Origin of the sequence: Leisingera sp. XS_AS12, assembly GCF_041224635.1 — a bacterium.
GTDB lineage: Bacteria > Pseudomonadota > Alphaproteobacteria > Rhodobacterales > Rhodobacteraceae > Leisingera.
The window spans coordinates 140,627-167,579 of sequence record NZ_JBGFGM010000094.1 but is presented as its reverse complement, the minus strand read 5'-3'; the positions used below and the strand labels follow the sequence as shown (position 1 = coordinate 167,579).

At 64.0% G+C, this 26,953-nt stretch carries 23 protein-coding genes; 5 read left to right on the top strand and 18 right to left on the bottom strand.

Annotated features, from left to right (window positions below; all coding sequences use genetic code 11):
- Window positions 1–75: 75 nt before the first annotated feature.
- From glmM to AB9K35_RS11010, 8 genes are all read right to left on the bottom strand, one after another.
- Complete coding sequence (glmM, locus tag AB9K35_RS11045) at window positions 76–1,422, bottom strand: phosphoglucosamine mutase (protein ID WP_369926065.1); 1,347 nt, start codon at window positions 1,420–1,422, stop codon at window positions 76–78.
- A 25-nt stretch (window positions 1,423–1,447) separates the two neighbouring features.
- On the bottom strand, window positions 1,448–2,443 hold the full coding sequence (gene folP / locus AB9K35_RS11040; protein WP_369926063.1) for a dihydropteroate synthase: 996 nt from the start codon (window positions 2,441–2,443) through the stop codon (window positions 1,448–1,450).
- Window positions 2,440–3,360: a dihydroneopterin aldolase gene (locus tag AB9K35_RS11035; RefSeq protein WP_369926062.1), complete on the bottom strand. Its 921-nt coding sequence runs from the start codon at window positions 3,358–3,360 to the stop codon at window positions 2,440–2,442. The genes folP and AB9K35_RS11035 overlap by 4 nt, the downstream gene beginning before the upstream one ends.
- A 128-nt stretch (window positions 3,361–3,488) precedes the next feature.
- On the bottom strand, window positions 3,489–4,142 hold the full coding sequence (locus tag AB9K35_RS11030; RefSeq protein ID WP_222455289.1) for a cell wall hydrolase: 654 nt from the start codon (window positions 4,140–4,142) through the stop codon (window positions 3,489–3,491).
- A gap of 171 nt (window positions 4,143–4,313) precedes the next feature.
- A complete protein-coding gene (locus tag AB9K35_RS11025; protein WP_369926060.1) occupies window positions 4,314–6,935 on the bottom strand; it encodes a putative PEP-binding protein in 2,622 nt (873 codons plus the stop codon).
- Window positions 6,936–7,064: 129 nt separating this feature from the next.
- Complete coding sequence (gene glyS / locus AB9K35_RS11020) at window positions 7,065–9,233, bottom strand: glycine--tRNA ligase subunit beta (protein WP_369926128.1); 2,169 nt, start codon at window positions 9,231–9,233, stop codon at window positions 7,065–7,067.
- Window positions 9,234–9,357: 124 nt separating this feature from the next.
- On the bottom strand, window positions 9,358–9,891 hold the full coding sequence (locus tag AB9K35_RS11015; protein ID WP_222455292.1) for a DUF6446 family protein: 534 nt from the start codon (window positions 9,889–9,891) through the stop codon (window positions 9,358–9,360).
- Between the two features lie 14 nt (window positions 9,892–9,905).
- Window positions 9,906–10,853, bottom strand: coding sequence for a glycine--tRNA ligase subunit alpha (locus tag AB9K35_RS11010; RefSeq protein ID WP_222455293.1), 948 nt, complete (start codon window positions 10,851–10,853; stop codon window positions 9,906–9,908).
- A 257-nt stretch (window positions 10,854–11,110) separates the two neighbouring features.
- Here AB9K35_RS11010 and AB9K35_RS11005 point away from each other — a divergent pair, with 257 nt between their 5' ends.
- Window positions 11,111–12,886 (top strand): trypsin-like peptidase domain-containing protein, encoded by a 1,776-nt coding sequence (locus AB9K35_RS11005; protein WP_369926057.1) that lies wholly within the window; start codon window positions 11,111–11,113, stop codon window positions 12,884–12,886.
- Window positions 12,887–12,981: 95 nt separating this feature from the next.
- On the opposite strand, the gene AB9K35_RS11000 is transcribed toward AB9K35_RS11005, so the two are convergent.
- The 4 genes from AB9K35_RS11000 to AB9K35_RS10985 form a co-directional block, all read right to left on the bottom strand.
- Window positions 12,982–13,623: an SDR family NAD(P)-dependent oxidoreductase gene (locus AB9K35_RS11000; protein WP_369926055.1), complete on the bottom strand. Its 642-nt coding sequence runs from the start codon at window positions 13,621–13,623 to the stop codon at window positions 12,982–12,984.
- Between the two features lie 36 nt (window positions 13,624–13,659).
- Window positions 13,660–14,184: a DUF1178 family protein gene (locus AB9K35_RS10995; protein ID WP_369926052.1), complete on the bottom strand. Its 525-nt coding sequence runs from the start codon at window positions 14,182–14,184 to the stop codon at window positions 13,660–13,662.
- 67 nt (window positions 14,185–14,251) lie between these two features.
- Window positions 14,252–15,025, bottom strand: coding sequence for an EcsC family protein (locus AB9K35_RS10990; protein WP_369926050.1), 774 nt, complete (start codon window positions 15,023–15,025; stop codon window positions 14,252–14,254).
- Window positions 15,026–15,072: 47 nt separating this feature from the next.
- Entirely contained in the window at window positions 15,073–15,561 is a 489-nt protein-coding gene (locus tag AB9K35_RS10985; RefSeq protein ID WP_369926048.1) for a GNAT family N-acetyltransferase, read from the bottom strand.
- Between the two features lie 106 nt (window positions 15,562–15,667).
- On the opposite strand from AB9K35_RS10985, the gene AB9K35_RS10980 reads away from it, so the two are divergent.
- Both AB9K35_RS10980 and AB9K35_RS10975 read left to right on the top strand, forming a co-directional pair.
- Entirely contained in the window at window positions 15,668–16,273 is a 606-nt protein-coding gene (locus AB9K35_RS10980) for a flavin reductase family protein (RefSeq protein WP_369926047.1), read from the top strand.
- Between the two features lie 8 nt (window positions 16,274–16,281).
- Window positions 16,282–16,923 (top strand): CatB-related O-acetyltransferase, encoded by a 642-nt coding sequence (locus AB9K35_RS10975; RefSeq protein WP_369926045.1) that lies wholly within the window; start codon window positions 16,282–16,284, stop codon window positions 16,921–16,923.
- A gap of 105 nt (window positions 16,924–17,028) precedes the next feature.
- On the opposite strand, the gene AB9K35_RS10970 is transcribed toward AB9K35_RS10975, so the two are convergent.
- Window positions 17,029–18,672 (bottom strand): SulP family inorganic anion transporter, encoded by a 1,644-nt coding sequence (locus AB9K35_RS10970; protein ID WP_369926043.1) that lies wholly within the window; start codon window positions 18,670–18,672, stop codon window positions 17,029–17,031.
- 384 nt (window positions 18,673–19,056) lie between these two features.
- Here AB9K35_RS10970 and AB9K35_RS10965 point away from each other — a divergent pair, with 384 nt between their 5' ends.
- Both AB9K35_RS10965 and AB9K35_RS10960 read left to right on the top strand, forming a co-directional pair.
- Window positions 19,057–19,920: an S-methyl-5'-thioadenosine phosphorylase gene (locus AB9K35_RS10965; RefSeq protein WP_369926126.1), complete on the top strand. Its 864-nt coding sequence runs from the start codon at window positions 19,057–19,059 to the stop codon at window positions 19,918–19,920.
- Window positions 19,921–20,273: 353 nt separating this feature from the next.
- A complete protein-coding gene (locus AB9K35_RS10960; RefSeq protein WP_222455302.1) occupies window positions 20,274–20,813 on the top strand; it encodes an adenine phosphoribosyltransferase in 540 nt (179 codons plus the stop codon).
- Between the two features lie 255 nt (window positions 20,814–21,068).
- Here AB9K35_RS10960 and AB9K35_RS10955 read toward each other — a convergent pair whose 3' ends face one another.
- The 5 genes from AB9K35_RS10955 to thrC all read right to left on the bottom strand — a co-directional run bounded on the left by AB9K35_RS10955 (window position 21,069) and on the right by thrC (window position 26,951).
- Entirely contained in the window at window positions 21,069–22,487 is a 1,419-nt protein-coding gene (locus AB9K35_RS10955) for an FAD-binding oxidoreductase (RefSeq protein WP_369926041.1), read from the bottom strand.
- A 94-nt stretch (window positions 22,488–22,581) separates the two neighbouring features.
- Window positions 22,582–23,424 carry an MBL fold metallo-hydrolase gene (locus AB9K35_RS10950; protein ID WP_369926039.1) on the bottom strand — a complete coding sequence of 281 codons (843 nt, stop codon included), beginning with the start codon at window positions 23,422–23,424 and terminating at the stop codon, window positions 22,582–22,584.
- A 289-nt stretch (window positions 23,425–23,713) separates the two neighbouring features.
- Window positions 23,714–24,304 (bottom strand): GNAT family N-acetyltransferase, encoded by a 591-nt coding sequence (locus AB9K35_RS10945; protein WP_369926037.1) that lies wholly within the window; start codon window positions 24,302–24,304, stop codon window positions 23,714–23,716.
- Entirely contained in the window at window positions 24,304–25,566 is a 1,263-nt protein-coding gene (locus AB9K35_RS10940; protein ID WP_369926035.1) for a M16 family metallopeptidase, read from the bottom strand. Before AB9K35_RS10940 ends, AB9K35_RS10945 begins: the two co-directional genes overlap by 1 nt.
- Complete coding sequence (gene thrC / locus AB9K35_RS10935) at window positions 25,563–26,951, bottom strand: threonine synthase (protein WP_369926034.1); 1,389 nt, start codon at window positions 26,949–26,951, stop codon at window positions 25,563–25,565. Before thrC ends, AB9K35_RS10940 begins: the two co-directional genes overlap by 4 nt.
- Window positions 26,952–26,953 lie beyond the last annotated feature (2 nt).

Genomic DNA, 26,953 nt, shown 5'->3' with positions numbered 1-26,953 from the left:
GGCGCTGGCGCCCCTTTCAGGCGACTTATCCGGCTTGCCAATCCAGCTGACTTGGGACGACGGATGGCCTCCGGATCACTGTCCGACAGCAGCCTCCACCGCGGCAACCACGCTGTCGACCGCCAGGGTCATCAGCTCTGCGTCTTCGCTTTCGGCCATCACCCGCACCAGCGGCTCAGTACCCGACTTGCGAATTAACAGACGGCCCTGCCCGTTCAGCATTTTCTCTGCCGCCGCAATCGCCTCTTGCACGCGTTCATCCTCAAGAGGTGCCTGCCCGGTTTGATAGCGGACGTTGCGCAGCCGCTGTGGTACCGTCTGGAACTGATGCGCCAGTTCCGAGGCCTTCTGCCCCGTGTGCACCATTTCGGCCAGGAAGTGCAGCCCTGCCATCAGGCCGTCACCGGTGGTGGCATAGTCGCTCATCACGATGTGACCGGACTGTTCGCCGCCGAGGTTGAAACCACCCTCGCGCATGCGCTCGACCACGTAGCGGTCGCCAACAGCGGTGCGTTCCAGCCCCAGCCCCTTGCCCTCCAGGAACCGTTCCAGTCCGAGGTTCGACATCACCGTCGCCACCAGCGCGCCTCCGGCCAGCTGGCCCTGTTCGGCCCAACGGCTGGCCAGCAGGGCCATCAGCTGGTCCCCATCGGCCACGGTGCCGGTCTCATCGATGACGATGACCCGGTCGGCGTCGCCGTCCAGACAAATACCGACATGCGCGCCATGGGCCACGACGGCATCTGCGGCGGTCTGCGGCTGGGTGGACCCGCAACCGCGGTTGATGTTCAACCCATCCGGCGAAACACCAATCGGAACGACCTCTGCGCCCAGCTCCCACAGGATTTCCGGCGCCGCGCGGTGGGCCGCGCCATTGGCGCAGTCGATCACGACCTTCAACCCATTCAGGCTGAGATTGCGCGGCAGGGAGCTCTTGACCCGCTCCCCATAGCGGAACCTCGCATCATCGATGCGCTTGGCGCGCCCGATATTGGCAGCCTGGGCCGGTTCGACCCCCGCCTCCACCAGCGCCTCGATCTCCAGCTCGGCGCTGTCGGACAATTTGTATCCATCGGGGCCAAAGAACTTGATGCCGTTATCCTCCGACGGATTGTGACTGGCGGAGATCATGACACCCAGATCCGCCCGCATCGAACGCGTCATCAGACCAACCGCAGGCGTCGGCACGGGGCCCAGCAACAGCACGTTCATTCCGGTCGAGGTCAGCCCGGCTGTCAGCGCGTTTTCGAACATGTACCCCGACAGACGAGTATCCTTGCCGATCACGACCCGGTGCACGCCAGTCGCGTCGCGGCGAAAATAACGGCCGACGGCAGAACCGATCCGCAGCGCCATTTCCGCTGTCATGGGATAGGTATTGGCGGTGCCACGGACACCGTCGGTGCCAAAAAGTTTTCGCATTTCAAATTTCCTGCCAGTCTTGGCCTTAACGGACGGCCTGCCACAAACGCAGAGCCTGCACCGTCTCGGCAACGTCATGCACCCGCAGAAACTGCACGCCTTGCGCCAGGGCTGCAAGCCCTACGGCGATGGAGCCAGGCGCGCGCGCAGCTGCCTGCGGTTCCTCGCCGATCTTGCCAATGAAGCCTTTGCGGGACACCCCAAGCAGGATCGGACAGCCGAGACCGTGGAACAGGCTGAGATTGCGCAGCAGGGTCAAATTGTGCTCGAGCGTCTTGCCAAAGCCGATGCCGGGGTCGATCACGATCTGCTCGCGCACCACGCCAATCGCTTCCAGCCGGTCGATCTGTGCGTCAAGGTAATCATAGACATCCAGCAGTACATCGGCGTACTGCGGATCTTCCTGCATTGTCGCAGGATCGCCCTGGGCGTGCATGATGCAGACTGGCACGCTGGCTTGCGCGGCCAGAGGCGCAAGCGCCGGATCGAAGGTGAAACCGGACACATCGTTGACAAGATTTGCGCCGACCTCCAGCGCCTCCAGACCAACCGTGGCCTTGCGGGTGTCGATCGAGATGGGGACCTGGCTCTGGGCACGGATCGCCTCGATGACGGGCGCGGTGCGCAAAATCTCTTCGGCTTCCGGGACTTCGGCGGCGCCGGGACGGGTTGATTCACCACCGATATCGATGATGGTCGCCCCGTCGGCGACCATCTGCAACGCCGCGGTACAGGCGGTGTCGACATCTGCGTGACGCCCGCCATCCGAGAAACTGTCGGGCGTGACGTTCAGGATGCCCATGATCTGAGGCTGGGTGACGTCCAGTCCGGCAATGGTCGCCCGGCGGGCTGTCAGGCGGCGCCGCACCGGTTCGGGCACCAGGCCCGCTGGCGCGATCCGCGGCGGCGCATTCCGGCTGAGGATCTCGACCTCGGTGAACCACAGGGCGCTGCCCGCCAGCGGCATCGCGCCTTCGGGGCGCGCCTCGCCATGCTGAACCAATGGCCGGTAATATGTCACAGTTGTGCTTGCTCCACGCTGACACCCCGCAGGGGGACACCGGGATTATCGGGCAATTCCCCGCCGAGCACAATCATTTCGCCCGCTTCGAACGTGGCGGCGAACCAGGCGGCCAGCGCAACCGAGTTCGAAGGCGGCGCCGAGGGCCCCTCCACGGCGTCCAGCACGATCTTCGAGGGGGCCCAGACGCAGATCTGGCCGTTCTTCATCGCCCAGTCCAGCTCGGTTCGGGTCGACACCACGACACAGCGGTCGTCCTTGGCCGCCAGCCGCCAGGCATTCTGTTCGATCGCCAGAAGGTCGATCCGTCGCTGCGTCCACTTGTGACCGGTCTTGGGAACTTCCAGAGGGTGCGCGCCGACACAGAGGATCAGAGGCCGTTTGCGGCACTCCATCTGGTCGATCCACCCGGTCAGGTTGGCGCTGTCGATAGCCGCGTTGGACAGGTACATCAGCCGAGGGTGTGGGCGCTCTTCCTCATTCACCTGGTGACTGATCTGATCCTTGGAGCGCACGACCTCTACCCCCAGGGCACCGGGGCCGCGATCCAGCTTCTCGATCCGCACGAAGGCCCGCACGGCCTGCGGCTCGAGCAAGATCCGTTCTGCCACCCGCTCGGCAAGGGTTTCCAGAAGGTTCAGACGTTCGGCGGCCAGTTCATGCGCAATCGCCTCGGTCACCTTGTCATAGGACAGGATACGATCGACGTCGTCATCCAGATCCTTGGGCAGCGGCGCGACTTCCACCACCACGTTGAAACATATCCGTTGGGTGGTGCCCCGCTCTGCCTGAAAGGCGCCGATTTCCACCTCGACGATGTGGTCGCGCAAAGAGATACGATCCAGCGGGCCCGGGGCCGCCGTGGCCACGGAACGTTCGGAAGGATGCGCAAAGGCAAGTCGGATTTCAGAGGGCATGGGAACGGGCCTTTGGCTGGCTGTGACGGGTGATGGGTCCCGATCTTAGACATTCGGCGACCTGATAACAGGCCCGCATGCGCCACGCCAGTGGTCGAATGCGGCACGATCCGTGCCGCATTCCCGCATCAGTTGCTCAAGGCGGTGCGATAGCGTTCGTCGCGGTAGAACAGATGGACACCGATCCGCGCCGTTTTCGTGAAGGTCCGGCTCCAGCGCGGTCGGACCGCAGTGGTGTGATAATAGGTGGCGCCACCGGTCAGATCGGTCTTGAACCCGTCCAGTGCAGCCCGAGCCACCTTGGCCACCCGTTGGTAGGCCTTCTTCTCGTGGATGACTTCCTTGTGGCCATCACAGGTATAGGTGAACTGGCACTGGTATTTGCGCCCCGTTCCCTGATTGATGACGGCACATGGCGTGTTCGGGAACTGGGCGCTTTTCACCCGGTTCAGGATCACCTCTGCCACCGCGAACTGGCCCTTCACGGTTTCACCACGGGCCTCGAAGTACAAGGCCTCGGCGAGGCAGGCGAACTGCTCGCCCCCCTTGGCCGGCGGACGCGAGTCCAGCCACGCCTTGGTGAATTCCAGCTTGGGTTCCGCGCGGCGGCTCTTCAGCGAGGTGTTGCGGATTCCGAAGAACCCACTGAATTTACGCGAAGGTACCGCACTCAGGTTGGTCTTCTCACGCTCGATGAGCGTATTCAAACCCGTTTCGGCAGCAACACTCTTACCCATCGTGATGGTGGCAGCCATCACGGCAATCATAGTCAACAGTTTCATTCAGGGTTCCCCCGTCCTATCAGCTTGCGCTCGGCCTCCCCAACGCTCGCGGTCGCATCCCTTAAAGGAAATGACCGACAAGGTCCAGCTTTGGGCGCGGGACAGCAGATGAAGGGGGGAAACTCGCAGCGCCATTATATCGTTGGCGGCTGCGAGATGCCCTGCATTTTGTTAATATTTCGCGTATGTTGGCGCGATCTTTCCGGTTTTGCTGGAAATCGCCAGCTGGGCTGCGGCCAATCGCGCAGCAGGCACCCGGAACGGCGAACAGGACACGTAGTCAAAGCCCGCATCGCGGCAAAAGGCAATCGATTCGGGGTTGCCGCCATGCTCGCCACAGATCGACAGGGTGATGCAGTCGTTCTCCGCCCGGCCGCGCTGCACTCCCAGCTTCAGCAGCTCCCCCACGCCATCGGTATCCAGAACATGGAAAGGGTCTTCCGGAAACACCCCCTGGTTGACGTATTCGGACATGAAGCGCCCGGCATCGTCCCGCGACAGGCCGTAGGTCATCTGGGTGAGGTCATTGGTTCCGAAGCTGAGGAACGAAATATGCGGGGAAATCTCCCCCGCCCGCAAGGCGGCGCGCGGCGTTTCCACCATGACGCCCAAGCGGTAGGTGAAGTCTTCGCCCCGTTCAGCCTTGACCGCTGCCGCCACGGCATCAATGCGCGCCTTGACCAGCTCCACCTCACGTTTCGCCGAAACCAGCGGGATCATGATCTCCGGCACCACCGGCTCGCCCCATTTGGAAGCCTCCAAGGTCGCCTCGAAGATGGCGCGCGCCTGCATGTCGTAGATCTCGGGGACCGTGACCCCCAAGCGCACGCCCCGCAGACCCAGCATGGGGTTGTACTCATCCATTTCCTCGACCCGGCGGGTCACATCACTCACCGGAATGCCCAGCGCCTCGGACAGCTCACGCTGGCCGCCCTTGGTTGCCGGCAGGAACTCATGCAGCGGCGGGTCGAACAGGCGGATGCACACCGGCATGCCTTCCATGATGCGGAACAGCTCGCGGAAGTCATCGCGCTGCATCGGCAGCAAGCGCTCCAGCACCGCGGCCCGCCCCGACGGTGTTTCCGCAAAGATCATCTCGCGCATCACCGTCAGCCGCCCGGGATCAAAGAACATGTGCTCGGTCCGGCACAGTCCGATGCCTTGCGCGTTGAAGCGGCGGGCGGTTTCCGCGTCCTCGGGCGTGTCGGCGTTGGCACGCACCCCGATGTCGCGGGCCTCGTCGGCCCAGGCCAGCAAGGTGCCCAGCGCGCCGTCCTCGGCCGCCTCCAGCATCTCGGGTTGTCCGGCCAGCACCTGGCCCGTGCTGCCGTCGATGGTGATGATATCGCCCGCCTTGAACAGGCGGCCATCCTCGGCCGCCAGCATCCGACGACGGCTGTGGAATTTCAGGTTGGACGCACCGACGATGCACGGCAGGCCCAAGCCGCGGCCGATGACGGCCGCGTGGCTGGTCATGCCGCCTTTTTCCGTCAGCACACCGACCGCCGCATGCATGCCGCGCACATCCTCGGGCGAGGTTTCACGGCGCACCAGGATGCACGGCTCGCCGCGCGCGGCGCTGGCCTGCGCGTCCGCTGCCGTGAAAACCAAACGGCCCGTTGCGGCACCCGGGCTGGCGGCGATCCCCGAGCCGATCACGTCCCGCTCAGCCTCTGGCGAGACTTGCCGGTGCAGAAGTTCGTTCAGCACGTGGGCGTCAACCCGCATCAAGGCCTCTTCCTTGGGGATGATGCCATCTTCGGCCAAGGCCACCGCGATCCGCACCGCCGCACGGGCCGAGCGCGCCACCCGAACGCCATCCAGAATATGGACGCGGCCATTTTCAATGACGAATTCCAGCTGCATTTCCTCGCGCAGGCGACGGCGCATCAAGGCCGCATGCGCCTTCAGCTCGGCAAAGGCTTCCGGCGCCACCTCCTCCAGGGACAAGCCGCGCGGATCCTGCTCCAGGTACAGGGCCTGCACCCCCGCCCCCAGCGCATCGCGCCCCTGGCTCTGGCTCAGGTAGCGACCGGTGAGCTGCGGCTTGCCGGTCACCGGGTTGACCAGTTGCAAGACACCGGAACCGCATTCGCCCTGCCCGACACCGGGCACCATCTCCTGCACCACAAGCCCGAGCCCCGCGTCGGCCGGCGCGCCCTTGGCCTGCCGCAAGAGCCGCGCCGAAGTGCCCTCCCAGGCCCGCGCCATCGAGCGCAAGACCGCCGCCAGCTGCTCCTGTGGGTCTTGCGGGAAAGGTTCGTCCGTCTCCGCCTCATAGGCATGAAGAATTTCGCTCAGCGCGTCGGGGCCACCATCCTCGACATCGTCGAAAACATCCGGGTCCAGGCGCGCCACGTGCACGGCGTAGGACTGTACGAACCGCAGGTACAGAGCCGCCGCCGCATTTCGCCCCAGCGTATCGCACAGATCGACATAGCGCGCATCGTTCATGCCGATATTGAGGATGGCACCCGGCCCGCCCCAGTCAGGATCTTCCGAAGACGGTCGCACGCACAACAGCGAATCCGGCTCGAACTCGCTCAGCACCGCGGCCAGATCCGGCATCTGGCCTTCGGCAATCGCATGAACCGCATCGAACGGCAGGGCAACGGTGCGGGGCACCGGCAGCTCCAGTCGGACCAACCGCTGCAAACACTTCGCCCGCCCGCCATGTGTCGCGGTGGCGATCGGTGCAATCGGAGTGATCAGCGAAGCCTGCGGGATCTGTTCTAAGTCTTTCTGCACTGCGGCGTGTCTCCTTTGCCTGTCACCATAAGGCCCGACCGCCATGGCGCAAGAGTCTTGTCGCCGCAGCGTCGCGGCAAACGCTTCCAGACAAAGAAAAACCGCCCTTCCCTAACGGAAAGGACGGCCTTCTTGCGGAATACGGTCCCGGCCTGAACAGAGCGGATGGTCCGCTCAGCCCTCGACTTTTGTCAGGTCGGCCACCTGGCCACAGACTTTGCGGATCTGGTTCAGCAGGTTCAAACGGTTGCGGCGCAGGATCTCGTTGTCGGCGTTGACCTGCACGGCATCGAAAAACGCATCGATTGGCGCGCGCAGGGCAGCCATGCCACGCATGGCTGCCGCGAAATCTTCGGCCTCGATGGCCGGAGAGATCGCCGCCCCACCCGCCTCGAGCGCGTCGAACAAGGCCTTTTCGCTGTCGTGTTCGGCAAACTTGCGGTCGGCGCCGAAGGAATACTCCACACCGTCCTTTTCCTCTTCTTTCGAGAGGATGTTGTTGGCGCGCTTGAAGCCCTGCAACAGGTTTTCGCCATCGTCGGTCTTGAGGAAATCCTCAAGCGCGCGTGCGCGTTTCACCAGCAACGTGAGGTCATCGTTGCCCTCCATCGCAATGCAGGCGTCGATCACGTCATGGCGAATGCCTTGATCGCGCAGGAACACCTTGAGGCGATCGTGGAAGAACGTGAGCAGATCTTCCGCTTTGTCGAATACTTCATCCGTGACAGCCTTAGGATCCGAAGTGCCTAGCTTTTCTTTGTACAATTCAGCCGCAATCTTCTGATCAACCGCACCAGCCTGAATCTCTTGTAACTTAACTGTAGCAGAATTGGCCTTTTGAATGCGAACCGACAGATCCCTAGTAAACACCGCCTTATTCAAAACATTCGACAAGTGAAGTCGAACGTCATTCTCCAGCACCAGCCGGATTACCCCCAAGGCTGCACGACGCAGCGCGAATGGGTCCTTCGACCCGGTCGGCTTTTCGTCGATCGCCCAGAAGCCGGTCAGCGTGTCCAGCTTGTCGGCCAGCGCGACGGCAACAGACACCGGCTCGGACGGTACGTCATCGCCCGGCCCCAACGGCGAGTAGTGCGCCTCGCAAGCGTTGGCCACGTCTTGCGGCAGGCCAGCGGCTTCGGCGTAGTAGCGGCCCATCAGGCCCTGCAGCTCCGGGAACTCGTAGACCATTTCAGACGACAGGTCGGCCTTGGCCACCCGAGCGGCCTGCTCGGCCAGATCCGCATCGGCGCCCACCACCGGCGCGATCTCGCGGGCCAGCGCGGCGATCCGGTCGATGCGCGCGGCCTGGGTGCCCAGCTTGTTGTGGAATGTCACATTCCCGAGGTTTTCTACCCAGGCGCTCATGCCCGCCTCGGATTTGGCGGTACGCAGATCGTTCTCCCAGAAGAACTTGGCATCGGCCAGACGCGCCGACAGCACCTTCTGGTTACCCGCAAGGATGGTGGCGCCATTGTCGGCGGTCTCCCGGTTGGCCACGGTGATGAATTTCTCGATCCGGCCAGTCTTGGGGTTCTTCACCGAGAAGAACTTCTGGTGCTCCTTCATCGAGGTCTGCAGAACCTCCGGCGGCAGCTCCAGGAACTCCTCGTCGATGGCGCCCATCAGAACGACGGGCCATTCCACCAGACCGGCGACCTCGGCCAGAAGCCCCTTGTCCTCGACGACGTCCAGACCGTTGGCAAAGGCCTGGTTGGTGGCCTCCTGCCAGATCGCCTCGGCACGCTCGCGGGCGTCCAGCACCACATGGGCGCGTTTCAGCTTGGCGGCATAGTCGTCAAACCCGGTGACGGTGATCTCGTCCGGCGCCATGAAGCGGTGGCCGCGGGTTGTGTTGCCCGCCTTGATGCCGTCGATGTCCAGATCCACCACCGATGTCCCTGCCTCATCCGACAGGATGCACAGGATCGAGTGCAGCGGCCGCACCCAGCGCAAGGAGCCCGCGCCCCAGCGCATGGATTTCGGCCAGGGGAAGTTGCGGATGGTGGCTTCCAGCACTTCGGCGATGATCTCAGCCGCCGGGCGACCGGGCTTTTCGATTTGGACGAAATAGACGGGCCCCTTGGGGGTTTCGCGTTCTTCCAGCTGCTCACGGGTGACGCCCGCGCCGCGCAAAAAGCCCTCGATCGCCTTGTCCGGCGCGCCGACCTTGGGCCCCTTGCGTTCCTCGCGGATGGTGGGGCTTTCGGCCAACAGGCCATCAACCGCCAGCGTCAGGCGGCGCGGCGTCGACAGGGCCGCGGCCCCCGCATAGGTCAGGCCCGCCTCGACCAGGCCGTCGGTCACGCGCTTTTTCAGATCCTCGGCCGCACGCGACTGCATGCGCGCCGGGATTTCCTCGGAGAAAAGTTCAATCAGAAGATCGGGCATTGGATGTCCTCGAGCGTGGCCACGCAGACGGGCGCAGCGGAATGATTACGATTGGCAGACAGGGACCGGCAGGGCATCAGCCTGCATCACCGGTCTCGGGACGCGGCGGGCATTCCTCGCCAACGACGGTGCCGTCATAGGCCTTGTGGCCACAGTTGTTCAGTTCGTGCCAGACATAGCCAAAGCCGTCGTCGGTCACGGTCACGATGCGGTCCACACCATAGGAGATGTTCTTGGCCGACAGGAATGAGCGCGCCTTGCCCTCCGCGAGCTGAGCACCGATGGCTGCGGCGTCAAAACATTCGAACCAGGGCGGCGCGTTGCGCGGCTCGACCTTATCCGACAGGGTAAAGACCTGCGCCAGCTCATCCGGCGAGACCTTGGTGCGGAAGCAGGCACGATAGCGGATCGGCGAGCTGTCCGCGTCGATCGCCTCGAAGTCACTATAGGCGATCGGCTGCGCCGCGCCCCCGTCCAACGGCATCAACATCACGTCACGGCCGGGCTGCGGCTTTACCGTGTCGTAAAAGCCGTAGATCTGGAAGTAATACATCGCCCCCCCGGCCGCGAGCGCGGAGACGATCAGGATCAATGCGAGGAACTTTCCCATAGGTCCGCCCCCGATCAGGCCGCGTTTTCGGCTTCGGCCTCATGGCCGCCAGCCTCGGTCAGCACGAAGGCATCGGCGCATTGTTTGGCCAGCGCCCGCACCCGGCCGATATAGGCCTGACGCTCGGTTACCGAGATCACGCCGCGCGCGTCCAGCAGGTTGAAGATGTGGCTGGCCTTGATGCACTGGTCGTAGGCCGGATGCGCCATGATGATGCGTTTGCCGGTCTTGGGGTCGGTATGTTCCTGCGCAAGGATTGCCGCGCACTCGGCCTCTGCCTCCTCGAAGTGGCGTAGCAGCACCTCGGTGTTGGCCACGTCGAAGTTCCAGCGCGCGTATTCTTCTTCGGTCTGCTTGAAGACATCGCCATAGGTCAGCGGGATCGGCGCGTCCGGGTCATTGAACGGCATGTCCATCACGTGATCGACGCCGAGGATATACATCGCCAAACGCTCCAGACCATAGGTCAGCTCACCGGACACCGGGTGGCAGTCATGGCCGCCGACCTGCTGGAAATAGGTGAACTGGCTGACTTCCATGCCGTCGCACCAGACTTCCCAACCCAGACCCCAGGCGCCCAGCGTCGGGCTTTCCCAGTCGTCCTCGACAAAGCGAATGTCATGCAGCGCCATATCGACGCCGATCGCCTCAAGACTGCCCAGGTACAGTTCCTGAAGGTTCGGCGGGCTGGGTTTGATCAGCACCTGATACTGATAGTAGTGCTGTAAACGGTTCGGGTTTTCGCCATAGCGCCCGTCAGTGGGGCGGCGCGAGGGCTGCACGTAGGCCGCGGCCCAGGGCTTGCTGCCCAGGGATCGCAGCGTGGTAGCCGGGTGAAAGGTCCCTGCCCCGACCTCCATGTCGTAGGGCTGCATCACTGCGCACCCCTTGGTGGCCCAGTAAGTCTGAAGCCTCAGGATAATCTCTTGGAAGGAGCGCGGCGCGCCATTGGTCTGGGTCATCTTTCAATCCTTCGGGGGCAGCTGGGGCAGCAATTGCGGGGATCTTCCTATGCAAGGCTCCGGGCAGGGTCAACGCCCTCTGACCGCCTCCACGACGCCGAGCGCACCGCAGGCTGCAGCGCATCGGCAACAAAAGTGCGGGAATGCGGCAACGCGCCGGGAATTCCCCCTGCCATGAGGAGTTCCCTTTGCCGGACCAAAATGCTTAATCTCCGCTTCAATCATAACGATGACTTCCGGGATACGAGGCCCTGACAATGAAAAAACTGATTGCCGCTCTGGTTCTGCCGCTGTTTGCGCTGACCATGGCGTTCACCGCGGCCTCCACCGCGCCGGTTTCGGCGCAGAGTGGGGCCGATGCGGTCTGGATCCAGATCGCTGCCCGTTCCTCGCTGCGCGAGGCCGAGGCCGAGGCGCGCAGATATGCCGCTCGCCTGCCCGACGTGTCGGGTTATGCCCTCGGCGGCGGCTGGTATGGCGTGGTTCTGGGCCCCTATGCGCGCGACGATGCCGAACGGGTGCTGCAGGTCTACCGCAGCGAAGGCCAGATCCCGCGAGACAGCTTCATCGCCTTTCGCCGCAACCTGCGCAGCCAGTTCTACCCGGTAGCTGCAAACGCCGGGCCAGCGGACGACCCCGCACCCGCCCCAGTTGCGCCGGACAGCGCCCAGAGCCTGCCGCAATCGCCGGACGTGCCGACCACCCTGCCCGACGAAACCCCGGCGGAAGCACGCCGCAGCGAGCGGGCCCTCAGCCGCGAAGAGCGTATGGAATTGCAGGTCGCCCTGAAGGCTGCGGGCTTCTACGACGCCGGCATCGACGGGGCCTTTGGCCGTGGCACCCGCACCTCCATGAGCGAATGGCAGGCGGCACGCGGCTATGAGCCCACCGGCGTGCTGACGACCGGCCAGCGCCAGGCCTTGATGGAGGAATACAACGCCCCGCTGATCTCGGTCGGGATGACCCGGATCGAGGACAGCAAGGCAGGCATCGCGCTGGAAATACCGGCCAAGGAAGTCGCGTTTGAACGCTATGAATCGCCTTTTGCCCATTACACCGCCAAAGGCGATCTTGGCGTGCGACTGCTGCTGATCAGCCAGCCCGGCGACAAGCGCACGCTGTTTGGCCTTTACGACATCCTGCAGACGCTGGAAATCGTGCCCATGCAAGGCCCGCGGCAGCGTGGCAGCAACAGCTTCACCATCGAAGGGCGCAATGAGCGTATCGTCTCATTCACGCAAGCCAGCCTGGAGAACGGTGAAATCAAGGGCTTCACCCTGATCTGGCCCGCCGGAGACGAAGACCGCCGCGCGCGCGTGCTGGCAGCGATGCAGGCCAGCTTCACCCGGCTTGAAGGGGTTCTGGACCCCGCCGCAGGGGCCGACGCGGTCCAGGATATCGACCTGGTATCAGGACTGGAAATCCGCCGTCCCAAACGGTCGCGGTCGGGTTTTTACGTCGACGGCCAGGGCAGCGTTCTGACCAGTTCGGACGCGGTCACCGGGTGTAGCCAGGTCACCCTCGACCACAGCTACCAGGCCGAGATCGCCGCCAATGACGCTGAAAACGGCCTTGCCATCCTGCGCCCGACGGAACCCTTGGTGCCTGCGGCCGTGGCCGAGCTGAGCGCAGGATCGCCGCGGCTTCAGTCAGAAGTCGCCGTTTCGGGCTTTTCCTACGAAGGCGTGCTTGGCGCTCCCAGCCTGACCTGGGGCAAGGTTGCAGATGTCAAAAGCCTTGAAGGCGACGGTGATGTGACCCGGCTGGCGATGACCGTGCAACCCGGCGATGCCGGCGGGCCGGTACTGGATCGGACTGGCGCCGTTCTGGGCATGCTGCTGCCCCAGCGGAACGACGAAAAACAGCTGCCCGAGGAGGTGAACTTCGCAGTCAACGCCGAAACCATCCGTAAGGCGCTGAATGCAGTGGGGGTCTCGCCTGCGGCGCGCTCGGAGGCAACGGCCGCGCTGCCCAGCGCCGCGATGACCCGGCTCGCCTCCCGTATGACCGTTCTGGTCAACTGCTGGGAATGAAAAAAACGCGTCTGCCTGGCTGAGCCGGGCAGACGCATCCTGATCAGAGCGGCGCGGGTTGAGAGACCGGCTACCAGACAGCCGCCAACTGCCGCTCAATAAGGGTGGATCCGGCCATCCCAGGTGTGAAAACAGCCGGTTGTTTCCAGGCTCAGCACTTCGAATTCATTGATGAGACCAGAGACCGACTCCTCGACGGAGATTTCGCCCTCTTCTCCCCCCATGTCCGTGCGCACCCAGCCCGGGTGGTAAATACCCACCGCAATGCCCTCCGGCTGCAGATCCGTCGCGAGATTGCGGCCGATGTTCAGCGCTGCCGCCTTTGACGCACGGTAGGCATAGCTGCCGCCCGGGGCTCGCACCTGGCTGGCCATCTGCGAGGACAAAATCGCGATCCGGGGCGCCTTGGCCAAACGCAGATTGGGCAGCATCGCCTGCACGGTCAGAAACACCCCGGTGACATTGGCTGCCAGCGTCTTGCCCCAGACCTCCGCCGTGTAATCCTCCAGGCGCATCGCCTTGTCGATGTAGACGCCCGCGTTGCAGACCAAGAGATCAACCGGCCGCCCCTTGATCTGGGCCGCAAAGCGCGCCTGCTGACCGGGATCCGATACATCCAGTTTCACACCAGAGGAATGGTCACGCGAAGTGCCCGTCACCTCGTAGCCGGTCGCCCGCAGCCGCTCCACCAGCGCCTTGCCAAGTCCGCGACTGGTGCCCGTTACAACTGCATGCATGTGTTCGTCCTTCGTTTCCGGCCTCTGGCGTCGGCCTCAGTTCGTTTTGCGCCCGGGACGGAACGGCAAGGGCACCACCGGCACACCTTCTTCGATCAGCTCCCGGGCCTCTTCCAGCTTCGCCTCACCGTGGATCGCGCGTTCTGGCGCTTCCCCCAGATGCATTGCCCGGGCTTCGCGGACAAAATTGCTTCCCACGTAGTCGGAGTTCGCCTCGACTTTCTTGCGCAGTTCCGCCAAGGCCTTTTCGACATCGCCTGACGGACGGCTGAGCATACCGGCGCCCTGGCCTGCGGCGGGTTTGATCGGCGGCGTGCCCGGTGCGGCGTCGGCGGACCCGGCAGCGGGGAGCGTCTCGCGGGTGTCCGGCTCTCCTACCGAGGATACGGCCTTGCGCCCGGGGCGCACGCGCGGCGCCATGATCGCTTTTTCGACGCTGGTGCCACCGCAGACCGCGCAGCTCACCATGCCCGACGCTGCCAATTTGTCAAACGCCGATGCTGACTGGAACCAGCTGTCGAACACATGACCTTCCGCACATTTGAGACTGTATTGAATCATCTCTTTCCCCTTTGCAGGAAGCGGTGATTAAATCTGCAATCCCAGCAAGTTCAAGAGGCGACCGCAGCTATCCTGCGGCTGCCGCGACCTGCAACCGGGTTTGTAGCCGGGCCAACAGCTCGTCGGTTGGCAGATCCGCCTCGACCGCGAGGCGCCGCAAGCCGAAATGCACATGAGCCATTTCTCGATAATAACCCGCATAGACGTAGTTCACAGCGGCACCGGCAATAGCCCCTGCAATCGGCACCGCCTGCGCCGCGAGCTTTTGCCCCAGCACCACGCCCAGCTTTGGCGCCACCTGCGCAATCAGTCGATGGACGCCGCCGGGCAGCCCCAACCGCAGCGACAGGAACCCCAGGTCCGATCCGTCATCTGACGCCAGCGGGCCAGCAGCCGTGAACACCTGGATGCAGTCGAAGGTCACGCTTTCCGCTTCGGGGTTAAACCCCTCGGCCACGGCCGCGCCCTGGATCGTGCGAAGCAGGAACGCCGTGGTGGCAGGCAGTTCCACCAGCGCGCCCGGCAGCCCCGCCGCGCCCCCTGCGGCGCCCATGGCAGCACTCAGCACCCGGTCGAAGCCGGGCTTCTGGTCCGGCACCAGTCGCCGTGAGTGGGTGGCCCCCTTCATGGCCAGACGCAGGGCGCTGGCGGTCGAGGCCGTCAAACCGGCCCGCACCGGTTGCGGCAAGCGCTGCAACAGATCCTCTCCGCTGCTGCCAAGACGGTTCAGCAGGTCCACGCCAAACCCGCTCGCAGCCCGGTAGCGCCGCGCCAAGGCGTCGATTTCCGCTTCCAGCTCCTGCGAGGTGAGCCGCCGCGTTTCCGTCAGAATGTCCGTCATTTGCGCCTCCTCTGCCCCTTTGAAGATCGGCAGCAAACAGGAGGATTTCAACCCTGCCAGCGCTCGACCTTGCCGCAAACCCCCTCCCAGGCTGCCGGATGCAGCGCCAGCCCCAGAACCCGGTCGGGGTTCGTCGGCGGTGGCATCTCGACCCCCTCCAGCCGGGTGAAACCAAACCGCTGATAATAGGGAGCATCGCCAACCAGCATGACCCGGGCCCAGCCACTATCCTGCGCCTTGGCCAGGCTGTCGCGGATGAGCGAACCGCCAAGCCCTTCGCCCTGGCGGGTGGGATGAACGGCAACCGGTCCGAGCAGCAACGCCTCGGCGCCACCGACGAGAACCGGCCAGAAGCGGATCGCCGCCGCGAGAATGCCATCGGAGTCACGCGCCACCTGGCTAAGACCCGGCACCGGCGGCACCCCGTCGCGCAAACGATAGGACGACAGGGCTTCGCGCCCCGGTGCAAAACACAGGTCATACAGCGCTTCGACCTCCCACCGGTCGTTCGCCTGCTCCGCTTTCAGCTCGATCACGCTGCGCTGCCTCCGCCATTCGCCCCCTGCGGGCTGGCGTTCGGCCTAGCACGGGCGTAAGTCTTGGGCAAATACCTAAGCTACAACACCAGAGCAGGAATTCGCGATGTTCTACCGCCCCGAAGACGGCCACGGCCTGCCGCATAACCCCTTCAACGCCATTGTCACCCCCCGTCCCATCGGCTGGATCTCCAGTCGCTCCGCAGACGGTGTGAACAACCTGGCCCCCTACTCCTTCTTCAACGCCGTGGCCTATACCCCGCCACAGGTGATGTTTGCCTCGACCAGCGCCAAGGAGGACCAGGACGGCACCAAGGACAGCGTCGCCAACATCCGCGACACCGGCGTGTTCTGCGTCAACGTGGTCTCTTACGCCCTGCGTGATGCGATGAATGCCAGTTCTACGGCCTTGCCGAAAGACGTCGACGAGTTCGCCCATGCCGGGCTGGACACCGTGGAATGCAAGACCATTGACTGCGCCCGCGTCGCCGCGGCCCCTGCCGCGCTGGAGTGCCGCCTGACGCAGATCGTCACCCTGCCGGGTGAAGCCAACAAGGTGGTCTTCGGCGAAGTGACAGGGGTGCACATCCGCGATGACTGCCTGCGTGACGGCACCTTTGACGTCACCACCTTCCAGCCGCTGGCCCGGCTTGGCTACCGGGACTATTCCGTTGTGCGCGACCTGTTTTCGCTAACCCGCCCCGACCAGTGAGGCCCCAGATGCCGTTGCCAGACCCCAGAAAACGCAATCCCATCACCCTGCCCGACGGCAGCGCACATGCGGGCACCGTCATGCTGTTGGAAGTATTGGAGCACCCCAATTTCAAAGTGGGTGATTACACCTATGCCTCCGATTTCACGCCCCCCAAGGACTGGGCGCAGCATCTCGCCCCCTATCTGTTTCCCGGCTCGCGCGAGCAGCTGATCATCGGCAAGTTCTGCCAGATTGCACATGGCGTGCGCTTCATCACGGCCTCTGCGAACCACGCGCAGGAGGGGCTCAGCTGCTATCCGTTTCCGGTGTTCGACCCATCCCGAATGGCCGGGTTCCAGCCCGACACCCGCGACACGGTGGTCGGCAATGACGTCTGGTTCGGCTACGGTGCGCTGATCCTGCCCGGTGCCCGCATCGGTGACGGGGCCATCATCGGTGCAGGCGCGGTCGTGCGCGGCACGGTGCCGCCCTATGCAATCGTCACCGGCAATCCTGGCACCGTCCACAGCTACCGCTTTGCAAAGCCGCAGATCGCCCAGCTGCTGAGCCTGCGGTGGTGGGACTGGCCTGCCGAACTGATCGCACGCGCCGAACCGGCGCTGCTGGCCGGAGACCTCGACATGCTCGAAAGCCTCGCCCCGGACTGACGAGGTTGGGCCTGTGCGCCAACCGCACAGCCAGCATAGCCCAGGAACGACAAAGGCCCGCAACTCTGCCGAGTTGCGGGCCTTCTTCGTTTTCAGTTGCGTCGATCAGTGGCCGCCCAGAATTCCGGTTCGGACCGAGTAATCCACGGCCAGTTCGTATTCCGGATCATCGTCGCTATCGACCATCAGGTGACCGGCCTTGGTCAGCAACTGGTGACAATCGCGGCTCAGATGACGCAGCACCAGCTTCTTGCCCTCGGCCTCGTATTTGGCGGCCACGGTCTCGATCGCCTGCAGCGCAGACTGATCCACCACCCGGCTGCGGGCAAAGTCGACGATCACCCGCTCCGGGTCGCCCGCCACGTCGAACAGCTCGACGAAACCGTCGGTGGAACCAAAGAACAGCGGCCCTTCGATCTCGTAGACCTTGGCCCCTTTGTCTGTCACGGACTCACGCGTGGTGGCGTGGATACGACGCGCGTTGTTCCAGGCATAGGCCAGCGCCGAGACGATCACGCCGACGACCACGGCAATCGCAAGGTCGGTCAGCACCGTCACCACGGTTACCAGAACGATGACGAAGGCATCGATGCGCGGCACCTTGGTCATTACCTTGAAGCTGTTCCACGCAAAGGTTCCGATCACCACCATGAACATCACCCCAACGAGCGCGGCCAGCGGGATCTGCTCGATCAGCGGCGAGGCGACAACAATGAAAGCCAGCAGGAACAGCGCCGCGGCGATGCCTGCGATGCGGGTGCGGCCACCGGATTTCACGTTGATCATCGACTGGCCGATCATCGCGCAGCCCCCCATGCCGCCGAAGAAGCCGGTCACCACATTGGCAGCCCCTTGCGCAATGCACTCCTGGCTGGCGCCGCCACGCTTGCCGGTGATTTCCCCCACCAGGTTCAGCGTCAGCAGGCTTTCGATCAAGCCGATCGCGGCCAGGATCACCGCATAAGGCAGGATGATCCACAGGGTTTCCAGCGTAAACGGTGCCAGAGCAGTTCCGTACAGCCCCTCGCCGGTGCCGAACGGATTATGGAAGCTGGGCAGGCCGCCCTCGATCGAGGCCATGTCGCCAACGCGCGGCACGTCCAGCCCCATGGCAATCACCAGGATCGCCACGACACCGATCCCCGCCAGCGGTGCCGGGATCACATTGGTGATCTTGGGCATGCCCCAGATGATCACCATGGTCAGCGCCACCAAGCCCAACATCAGGAGCAGCGAGCCCCCCTGCAGCCATTCGGTTCCGCCCGTGGCCGGATCCTTGAACTGCGTCAGCTGGGCGAGGAAAATGACGATCGCCAGGCCGTTCACAAAGCCGAGCATCACCGGATGCGGCACAAGACGTATGAACTTGCCCCAATGCATGACCCCGGCGAAGATCTGCAGGATTCCCATCAGAACAACCGTGGCAAAGAGATATTCCACGCCGTGCTCCGCCACCAATGCCACCATCACCACGGCCAGCGCGCCGGTTGCGCCGGAGATCATTCCCGGCCGCCCGCCGAAGACCGCCGTGATCAACCCGACCATGAAGGCCGCGTAAAGCCCGACAAGGGGATGCACCCCGGCGACGAAGGCAAAGGCCACCGCCTCGGGCACCAGCGCCAGCGCCACGGTCAGGCCGGACAAAAGCTCGGTACGGACACGGGCCACGGTAAAGCCCTCGTCCTGCATGATCGATAGGTTGGGCGGAGAAATCTGCTTGGCCAGCAAAGCCACGGCTGCGCGTCTCATAAAAGGTTACCTGCGGTTGGAGGAGGTGTGTTCGCTGCCTGCCCGTTAGCGGAAAATCGCCAATGGGGCAAGGGCGCGGAGGCTCCGCGCCTCCGCCCAGGCAGAGGCAGGCGAAGATTTGTCCCCAAGGTAAGCGTGATGAACGGCCACTGTGCAAACCGCCCCTTGGCTGGTCCGCACCCGGTGCATAGCGTCATGGCCGACAATAGCCGTGGCTGCGCCCCTTCAACACCCTCTGGCCGCCAGCGCGAAGTCCCGGCGGCGCAAACCGAGCCCCGCAGCCCCCAAACAGCTTGCTCTTGCCAAATCCGCCATGGCTTGTGCATATCCATGCCAGCATCATCAGGAGGCCAGCACGTGACTGCAGCAACACCCCGTGAAACCATGATCGCCGTAATCGGTGGCTCAGGCATTTACGAGATCGACGGTCTGGAAGGCGCCGAATGGGTCTCGGTCGACACGCCCTGGGGCGCCCCCTCGGACCAGATCCTGACCGGCACGCTGGACGGCGTAAAGATGGCTTTCCTGCCCCGCCACGGCCGCGGCCATGTCCATTCGCCCACTGAAGTCCCCTACCGGGCCAATATCGACGCACTGAAGCGACTGGGGGTGACCGACGTCTTCTCCGTCTCCGCCTGCGGCTCTTTCCGCGAAGAGATGGCCCCCGGCGATTTCGTCGTGGTGGATCAGTTCATCGACCGCACCTTTGCCCGCGAAAAAAGTTTCTTCGGCACCGGCTGTGTGGCCCATGTCAGCGTCGCGCATCCGACTTGCGAACGGTTGAGCGACGCAGCCGAGGCTGCGGCGCGCGACGCGGGCATCAACATCCATCGCGGGGGCACCTATTTGTGCATGGAGGGGCCGCAGTTCTCCTCGATGGCCGAAAGCAAGATGTACCGCGAGCAATGGGGCTGTGACGTGATCGGCATGACCAACATGCCAGAGGCCAAACTCGCCCGCGAAGCCGAGCTGTGCTACGCCTCGGTCGCCATGGTCACCGACTACGATAGCTGGCACCCCGAGCACGGTGCGGTGGAGATCACCGAGATCATCGCCACCCTGCAGGGCAACTCCGCCAACGCCCGCGAGATGGTGCGTCGCCTGCCCGGCCTGCTCGGGCAGCAGCGCGCCGATTGCCCGCATGGCTGCGACAAGGCGCTGGAATACGCGATCATGACCGCGCCCGAGAAACGCGACCCGGCCCTGCTGGCGAAACTGGACGCGGTGGCGGGCCGAATGCTGGGCTGATCCCCGTTCCTTGCGATGCAAGGCCGAGGGCGGTTCGACCGGACCGCCCTTTTTTTTCTGCGCCGATGGGCCGATCTGGCAGATCTTTCGGCGTTTGTGAGATCAACGCCTTGCACCGAAGGCCGCTGCCGCCTGCCCCGCCGCGGCTGCCACGCCTTCGTCGCGCCAAGTGACTTGCGGGATCGAGGCAGGGCTACAATCGCCATTTTCTGGGCGGCATCGCTGGGTAGCACTGCTGCGCGGCAAGCGCACGATTGCCCGTTCCCCCTTGCAACAACAGGCTGCTTGGGCGAAACCCCGGTTGGCCCCGCTTTTGCGAGGTCTCCGATACCGCTGCCCCATGGAGCCGACAGATGCCCAAGAAGCCCGACGTCAAAGACTATATCCGCACCATCGTGGACTTCCCGCACGAAGGGATCATGTTCCGCGACGTGACCACGCTGTTTGCCGATCCGCGCGGCTTCCGCATGGCGATCGACCAGATGCTGCACCCCTACGCGGGCGAGCAGATCGACAAGGTGGTCGGGCTCGAGGCACGTGGTTTCATCCTCGGTGGCGCCATTGCCCACCAGCTGAGCGTCGGCTTCGTGCCGATCCGCAAGAAAGGCAAACTGCCCGGCACCACCATCAGCCAAGAGTACAAGCTGGAGTATGGCGAAGCCATCGTCGAGATTCACGACGATGCCATCAAGCCGGGCGAAAAGATCCTGGTGGTGGACGATCTGCTGGCCACCGGCGGCACCGCAGGCGCGGGCATCAAGCTGATCGAGCGGCTGGGCGGCGACATCGTTTCCTGCGCCTTCATCGTCGATCTGCCCGAACTGGGCGGCCGCAAACTGCTCGAGAGCATGGGCATGGACGTACATGTGCTTTGCGAGTTCGAAGGCCTGTAAGCCGACACGCCATCAGGCTTCCATCGTGACGCTATGGCTGGTGGGCTCTCCCGCCCGCCGAGCGGCTTTTAGTTGCAAAAAGCCGCTGGCCGTTGGGCATGGCCTTTCAGGCCTTCAAGGCCTGAAAGGCGCGCCGCGCCATGCGCGGCGCCGGGCCCAAGGCTGCCAGCCGGTCCGGCAGCGCCGGGCTGGCGCAGGCGCGGGAGCGCAACGAGGCCAGAGCGCGCTACTGTTCAGTTTCAGCCTGCGTACGTTTCAGTCCGCACGCAGCACTGCACCGGGGTTCATGATCCCATTGGGGTCCAACGCCTGTTTGATCGCGCGCATCGCCGCGAGCCCCGCCGGATCGCCGTAGCGTTCCAGGTCTGCGACCTTCAACCGCCCGACCCCATGTTCGGCACTGAACGAGCCACCGAACTGCGCCACCAGCTCATGCACCGCGTCCTTGATCGCACCGCGTAGATGGTCAAAAGCCTGCCGCGGCTGCCCCTGTGGCGGAAACACGTTGTAATGCAGGTTGCCATCGCCCAGGTGACCAAAACAGTTGATGCGGAAATCCCCGAGCGCCGCCACGACACGCCCCCCCTGCTCAATGAACTCCGGTATCTGCCCGATAGGAACCGAGATATCGTGGCTGGAGACCGACCCGATCATCTTGTTCGCCTCGGGGATATGCTCGCGCATGGACCACAAAGCGTGCCGCTGCGCCTCGGATTGCGCGATGACACCATCGTCGCTCAGTCCAGCGTCGAGTGCCGCCTCGAACAGGGCCGCAAGGGTTTCTTCGGCGTCCAGGCCACGCGGCAGGCCCAGTTCGATCAGCACCGACCACTCCGGCGCCTCGGCAAACGGCTGGCGGACCTGTGGCAGGCACTCTGACAGGAACTCCAGCCCTTGCCGGTGGATCAACTCGAACGCGCTGACGGCTTCACCGGCGTGATCGCGCGCCAGCGCCAGAAGCGTCACCGCTGCTGCAGGATCGCGCACGGTGAATACCGCGGTGCCGCAAGAAGCGGGCTGCGGCGACAGTTTCAATGTAGCCGCCGTGATGATGCCCAGCGTGCCTTCGGCACCGATCAGCAGGTTGCGCAGATCATATCCGGTGTTGTCCTTGCGCAGCCGTGTCAACCCATGCCAGATGTCGCCGTTGGGCAGCACCGCTTCCAGCCCCAGGCACAGATCGCGGGCATTCCCGTAGCGCAAAACGTTGACCCCGCCTGCATTCGTCGACAGCACGCCACCGACACGAGCCGAGCCTTCGGAGGCCAGTGACAACGGAAACAACCGCTTGGCGCTGTGCGCGGCAGCCTGCACATCGGCCAGAATCGCGCCTGCTTCGGCGATCAGCACGTTTTCCGAGGGGTGCACTGCACGGATTGCCGCCATCCGCTCCAAAGAAATCAATAGCGGCGCGGCTCCTTCCGGCATGAGCTGCCCCCCAACGAGGCCCGTCCCGCCGCCGTAGGGCACCACCGGCACCCTGGCGGCATTGGCCTCGCGCACCAGCGTGGCGACCTCCTCGGGACTGCGCGGCAGCGCCAGAACACCTGCCTGCCCCTGATAGCGCCCCCGTGGTTCCTCCAGGTAGCGGGGCTCGGGCGGACGCAGCAACTCCTGCGGCAGGCAGGCAGACAGACGGGCAGCAAAGGCGGAATCGGCAGGGTTCAAAGACATGTCGAATGCATGCCGCATCCGGCGGCGGCAGGCAAGAAAATGGAACTCAACACCGTCATCCCTGCCATCGCAACCATGCGTCGCATCGCGGCACCTATTCCTCTGCCGCCAGATAGCGTGGACGCAGCACGAAGACGGTGGGGCGATCGGGCAACGTTCGCAGCGATACATCAAGAGAGCTACGCCCATCGTCCACTACATCGAACTGGGTCGCCACCTGTGACAGGAAGCGCTGCAGCGATGGGTCGGTGAACCAATGCATCGGGATGATCACCGAAGACTTGAGCCGCCCCAACACCTCCAGCATCTCGTCCAGCGGCAGGGTAATGCCGCCGTCCACCGCCGCCATCACCACATCGAGCCGCCCCAGCGCGGCGTATTGCGCCGGTGTCGGGATATGATGAAGATGCCCGAGATGACCAACGCACAGCCCCGCGACTTCGAACACGAAGATCGAGTTGCCCTGAGGTTCGACGCCGCCAAACATGCTGCGAATGTCGGTGGGCACATTGCGGATCAGCATCTCGCCAAGGTCCAGATGATGGTGAACGCCGCCACCTGCCTCGGCCCAGCCGGGCAGCACATGCGCGATCCCCGGATCCGGCTGTGACGTCCAATGCGTGTCATGCGCGTGGTTCATCGTGACGACATCCGGGATCATCGGCGCAGATCCGATAAAACCGGTGTAATCGGTCACCACGTTCAAGCCGCCATTGGTCCGAAGCAGAAAGGACGCGTGGGCAATGTAGCGTATGTGCAGAGTATCTGAGGCCACAGGCTGACGCCAGCTGGCCCGGTGCAGATAGTGCAGGCCTGGCGCGGATTCCGCCAACGCAATGCAATGGCTGGCCCGGCGCTCTTGCGCCTGCAGCTGCACGCCGGTCAGGACGCCTGCCAGCCAGACCCACAAGCACAGGAAACGAGACAGAATACCCATGCAGCAGGTTGTAGTGCACAAAGTGCAGCTGTCAGCCTGCCACCCGTGAAATCTCCGCAAGACATCCCGCCGTAGCCATGAGATTTCACGATCCAGCGTCAATTTTGGTCACGCGCTGTCGGCAACGCCCCCAACGACGTGCCCGGTCAGAAGAACGAGAGTTGCGCCAGACATACGCTGTGCCGCAGACTGGATGGAACAGGACACAAGGCCTGCCCTCCCAATGACCCAAAACCCAATTGGGACGTTTCTGTCGCCCTCGGGCTCGGGTACTGGCCTGCCGCCTGGCTCAAGCCTGACCGGCCAGCGTCTTGCCCCTGCGGTCGTGGCGCAATGCGGCGTAGAGCACATGCGTACGCCAGCGACCATTGATCTGAAGATAGGACTGCGCGACACCTTCATACTTGAAGCCGGATTTTTCCAGCAATCCTCGTGAGGCGGCGTTCTCCGGCAGGCAGGCGGCCTCGATGCGGGACAGTTCCAGCTTGTTGAAGGCGTGGTGCACCACGGCTCCGATCGCTTCGCGCATGTATCCCTGACGCGCGAAAGGCTGACCAGTCCAGTAGCCCAGCGTTCCCGCCTGGGCCGGGCCGCGACGGATGTTGTCCAGGGTGATGGCCCCCAGCAACATCTGATCGTCGCGACGGATCAGGAACAACGGCAACGCCGTGCCCGCAGTCACCGACCGGCGCGCCCAGTAGACCCGGTTGGTGAAGCTCTTGCGGCTGAGATGGTCAGCCGCCCAACCCGGCTCCCAGGGCGTCAGGTAGGCCTGACTTTGCTGCCGCAGCGCTGCCCAGCCGTGAAAATCCGAATGCACCGGTGGCCTGAGCGTCAGGCGTTCCGTTTCGATGCGAACCTTACGGCGGGTGAGCAGCATCAGGCGGCGCGCCTCTCCTGCAAGCGGGCCAGCGAGGGGGCCTTGTCGACCGGGCCATAAAGCGCCAGTGCAGCCGGAGCGCTGACCGCCATGGTTTCAGCCAGTTCGCGCACCTGCCGGGTGGTCACCGCATCAATGCGCGCCACGGTGTTCTCCAGGGTCGGCACCCGGTCCCAGATCTGCACCAGCCGCGCCAACCGTTCCGCCCGATTGGACGGGCTTTCCAGCCCCATCAGCATGCCGGCCTTCATCTGCGCCCGGGCGCGCTCTACCTCGGCATCGGTCATGTCGTCGGCCGCGCGTTTCATCTCGTCGATGGTGATGCCTGCCAGCTCCGCCAGCTGATCGCCGGAAGTGCCCGCATAAATCGTCATCGAACCGGTGTCGGAGTAGGAGCCCGCCTGCGAAAAGATCGTGTAGCACAGGCCGCGTTTCTCGCGCACTTCCTGGAACAAGCGCGAGGACATGCCGCCACCAAGCGCACTGGCATAGATCTGCTCGGTGTACATCGACTGGTCGCGGTAGCCCGGGCCTTCGATGGCAAGGGCAAAATGCGCCTGTTCCAGATCCTTGATCTTGCGCATCTCGCCGCCGGTAAAGGTCGCGCCTTCTTCAGTGTGGGCGGCTTTGGGCTCCAGATGCCCGAACATCTGCTCAGCCAGACGCACCAGCACGTCGTGGTCCACCGCACCCGCAGCGGCCAGGATCATCTGACCGGGACCGTAGTGTTCGCCGACAAACCCCTCGAGGTCTTCGCGGCTGAAGCTGCTGACACGCTCCGCCGGGCCCAGGATGGTGCGGCCAAGCGCCTGATCGCGGTAGCATTCCTCCTGCAGCCAATCAAAGATCACGTCATCCGGGGTATCCAGTGACTGGCCGATCTCCTGCAGGATCACCCCACGCTCGACCTCGATTTCCCGCGTGTCGAACACCGGGTTCAGCAGAATGTCCCCGATCACATCCACCGCCAGCGGCACGTCGTCTTTCAGCACCCGTGCGTAATAGGCCGTGACCTCGCGGCTGGTGTAGGCGTTGATATAGCCCCCCACATCCTCGATCGCCTCGGCTATTTCCAGCGCGCTGCGCGACTTGGTGCCCTTGAAAGCCATGTGCTCCAGAAAATGGGCGATGCCGTTCTGCTCAAGCCGTTCGTGGCGGCCGCCGGCGGTCACCCAGATCCCGATCGCCGCGGATTCCAGTCCCGGCATATGCTCGGAGACGATGCGGAACCCGTTGGCGAGTGTGTGCTGCTGTACGGTCAATGCGTGATGTTCTTTCTGATGTGATCCTCAAGGGCGGCCAGATCATTGGCGATCCGGGTCACCCGTTCCGATCTCTCATACAGGTCTGCCATGCGCGGGGGAAGAGGCGGATGAATGCCGCTGGCATCCTCGACCGCTGCCGGGAATTTGGCCGGATGCGCCGTCGCCAAGGTGATCATCGGCACCTCGGCCTTGCGGTGCTCGTTCGCAACTTTCACCGCCACCGCGCCATGCGGACACAGCAGCTCACCCGAGGCTGCCAGTTCCGACTTGATGGTTGCCAGTGTTTCCTCCTCGGAGGTGCGGCCCGAGGCGTAGGTCTCGCTCAGAGCTTCCATCGCCCCTTGCGAGACGTCGAAGCCACCGTTCTTCAACTCGTCCATCAGCTGCGCCACGGCACCGCTGTCCTGGTCGTAGGCATAGAACAGCGCACGCTCGAAGTTGGACGACACCTGGATATCCATGGACGGAGATATCGACGGGCGGGTATCGCCCTTGTAATACCCCTGCCCTGACAGGCAGCGGTGCAGGATGTCGTTCTGGTTGGTGGCGACCACCAGCTGGTCAATGGGCAGACCCATCTGCTTTGCGATGAAACCTGCGAAGATGTCGCCGAAGTTGCCGGTCGGCACGGTAAAGCTGACCTTGCGCTCCGGCGCCCCCAGAGACACGGCAGAGGAGAAGTAATAGACCACCTGCGCCAGCACGCGGGCGATGTTGATCGAGTTCACGCCAGCCAGCTTGACGCTGTCGCGGAAATCGAAGTCATTGAACATGTCCTTCACCCGGGCCTGACAGTCGTCGAAATCGCCATCGACGGCCAGCGCGTGCACGTTGGCATCCTGGGGCGTGGTCATCTGCCGACGCTGAACCTCGGAGACGCGACCATGCGGGTAGAGGATGAAGACATCGACATTGTTCAGCCCCCGGAAGGCTTCCATCGCCGCCGACCCGGTATCGCCGGAAGTGGCACCTGCGATGGTGACCCGGTCGCCGCGGCGCTCCAGTGCGGCCTGGAACAGCTGGCCGATCAGCTGCATGGCGAAATCCTTGAACGCCAGCGTCGGGCCGTGGAACAGCTCCAGCAGGAAATGGTTTGGTGCCAGCTGTTTCAGCGGCGCGCGGGCGGCGTGACCAAACCCCTGGTAGGCGCGGTCAATGATGGCGCGGAATTCGTCGTCGGTGAAACAATCGCCGATGAAGGGGCGCATCACGCGAAAGGCGGTTTCCTCGTAGGACAGGCCCGCCAGCGCCGCGATGTCGTCATGGGACAGCTGCGGGATCTCGGCCGGTACATAGAGGCCGCCGTCGCGGGCAAGCCCGGTCAGCATCGCGTCTTCGAATGTCAGCTCGGGCGCTTGGCCCCGGGTGGAGATATATTTCATCG

Coding starts and splice junctions, on each gene's coding strand:
- AB9K35_RS11005 (WP_369926057.1), top strand. CDS start 11,111: ATGAAAAAACTGATTGCCGCTCTGGTTCTGCCGCTGTTTGCGCTGACC.
- glmM (WP_369926065.1), bottom strand. CDS start 1,422: ATGCGAAAACTTTTTGGCACCGACGGTGTCCGTGGCACCGCCAATACC.
- AB9K35_RS10990 (WP_369926050.1), bottom strand. CDS start 15,025: ATGACGGACATTCTGACGGAAACGCGGCGGCTCACCTCGCAGGAGCTG.
- AB9K35_RS10995 (WP_369926052.1), bottom strand. CDS start 14,184: ATGATTCAATACAGTCTCAAATGTGCGGAAGGTCATGTGTTCGACAGC.
- AB9K35_RS10960 (WP_222455302.1), top strand. CDS start 20,274: ATGCCCAAGAAGCCCGACGTCAAAGACTATATCCGCACCATCGTGGAC.
- AB9K35_RS10950 (WP_369926039.1), bottom strand. CDS start 23,424: ATGGGTATTCTGTCTCGTTTCCTGTGCTTGTGGGTCTGGCTGGCAGGC.
- AB9K35_RS11035 (WP_369926062.1), bottom strand. CDS start 3,360: ATGCCCTCTGAAATCCGACTTGCCTTTGCGCATCCTTCCGAACGTTCC.
- AB9K35_RS10970 (WP_369926043.1), bottom strand. CDS start 18,672: ATGAGACGCGCAGCCGTGGCTTTGCTGGCCAAGCAGATTTCTCCGCCC.
- AB9K35_RS11025 (WP_369926060.1), bottom strand. CDS start 6,935: ATGGCGGTCGGGCCTTATGGTGACAGGCAAAGGAGACACGCCGCAGTG.
- AB9K35_RS10955 (WP_369926041.1), bottom strand. CDS start 22,487: ATGTCTTTGAACCCTGCCGATTCCGCCTTTGCTGCCCGTCTGTCTGCC.
- AB9K35_RS11015 (WP_222455292.1), bottom strand. CDS start 9,891: ATGGGAAAGTTCCTCGCATTGATCCTGATCGTCTCCGCGCTCGCGGCC.
- AB9K35_RS11010 (WP_222455293.1), bottom strand. CDS start 10,853: ATGACCCAGACCAATGGCGCGCCGCGCTCCTTCCAAGAGATTATCCTG.
- AB9K35_RS11030 (WP_222455289.1), bottom strand. CDS start 4,142: ATGAAACTGTTGACTATGATTGCCGTGATGGCTGCCACCATCACGATG.
- thrC (WP_369926034.1), bottom strand. CDS start 26,951: ATGAAATATATCTCCACCCGGGGCCAAGCGCCCGAGCTGACATTCGAA.
- AB9K35_RS10945 (WP_369926037.1), bottom strand. CDS start 24,304: ATGCTGCTCACCCGCCGTAAGGTTCGCATCGAAACGGAACGCCTGACG.
- AB9K35_RS10975 (WP_369926045.1), top strand. CDS start 16,282: ATGCCGTTGCCAGACCCCAGAAAACGCAATCCCATCACCCTGCCCGAC.
- AB9K35_RS10980 (WP_369926047.1), top strand. CDS start 15,668: ATGTTCTACCGCCCCGAAGACGGCCACGGCCTGCCGCATAACCCCTTC.
- AB9K35_RS11000 (WP_369926055.1), bottom strand. CDS start 13,623: ATGCATGCAGTTGTAACGGGCACCAGTCGCGGACTTGGCAAGGCGCTG.
- AB9K35_RS10965 (WP_369926126.1), top strand. CDS start 19,057: ATGATCGCCGTAATCGGTGGCTCAGGCATTTACGAGATCGACGGTCTG.
- glyS (WP_369926128.1), bottom strand. CDS start 9,233: ATGCAGTCGCGTGCGGCCGAGGATCTGAAAAAGCGCGTGACCGACGGC.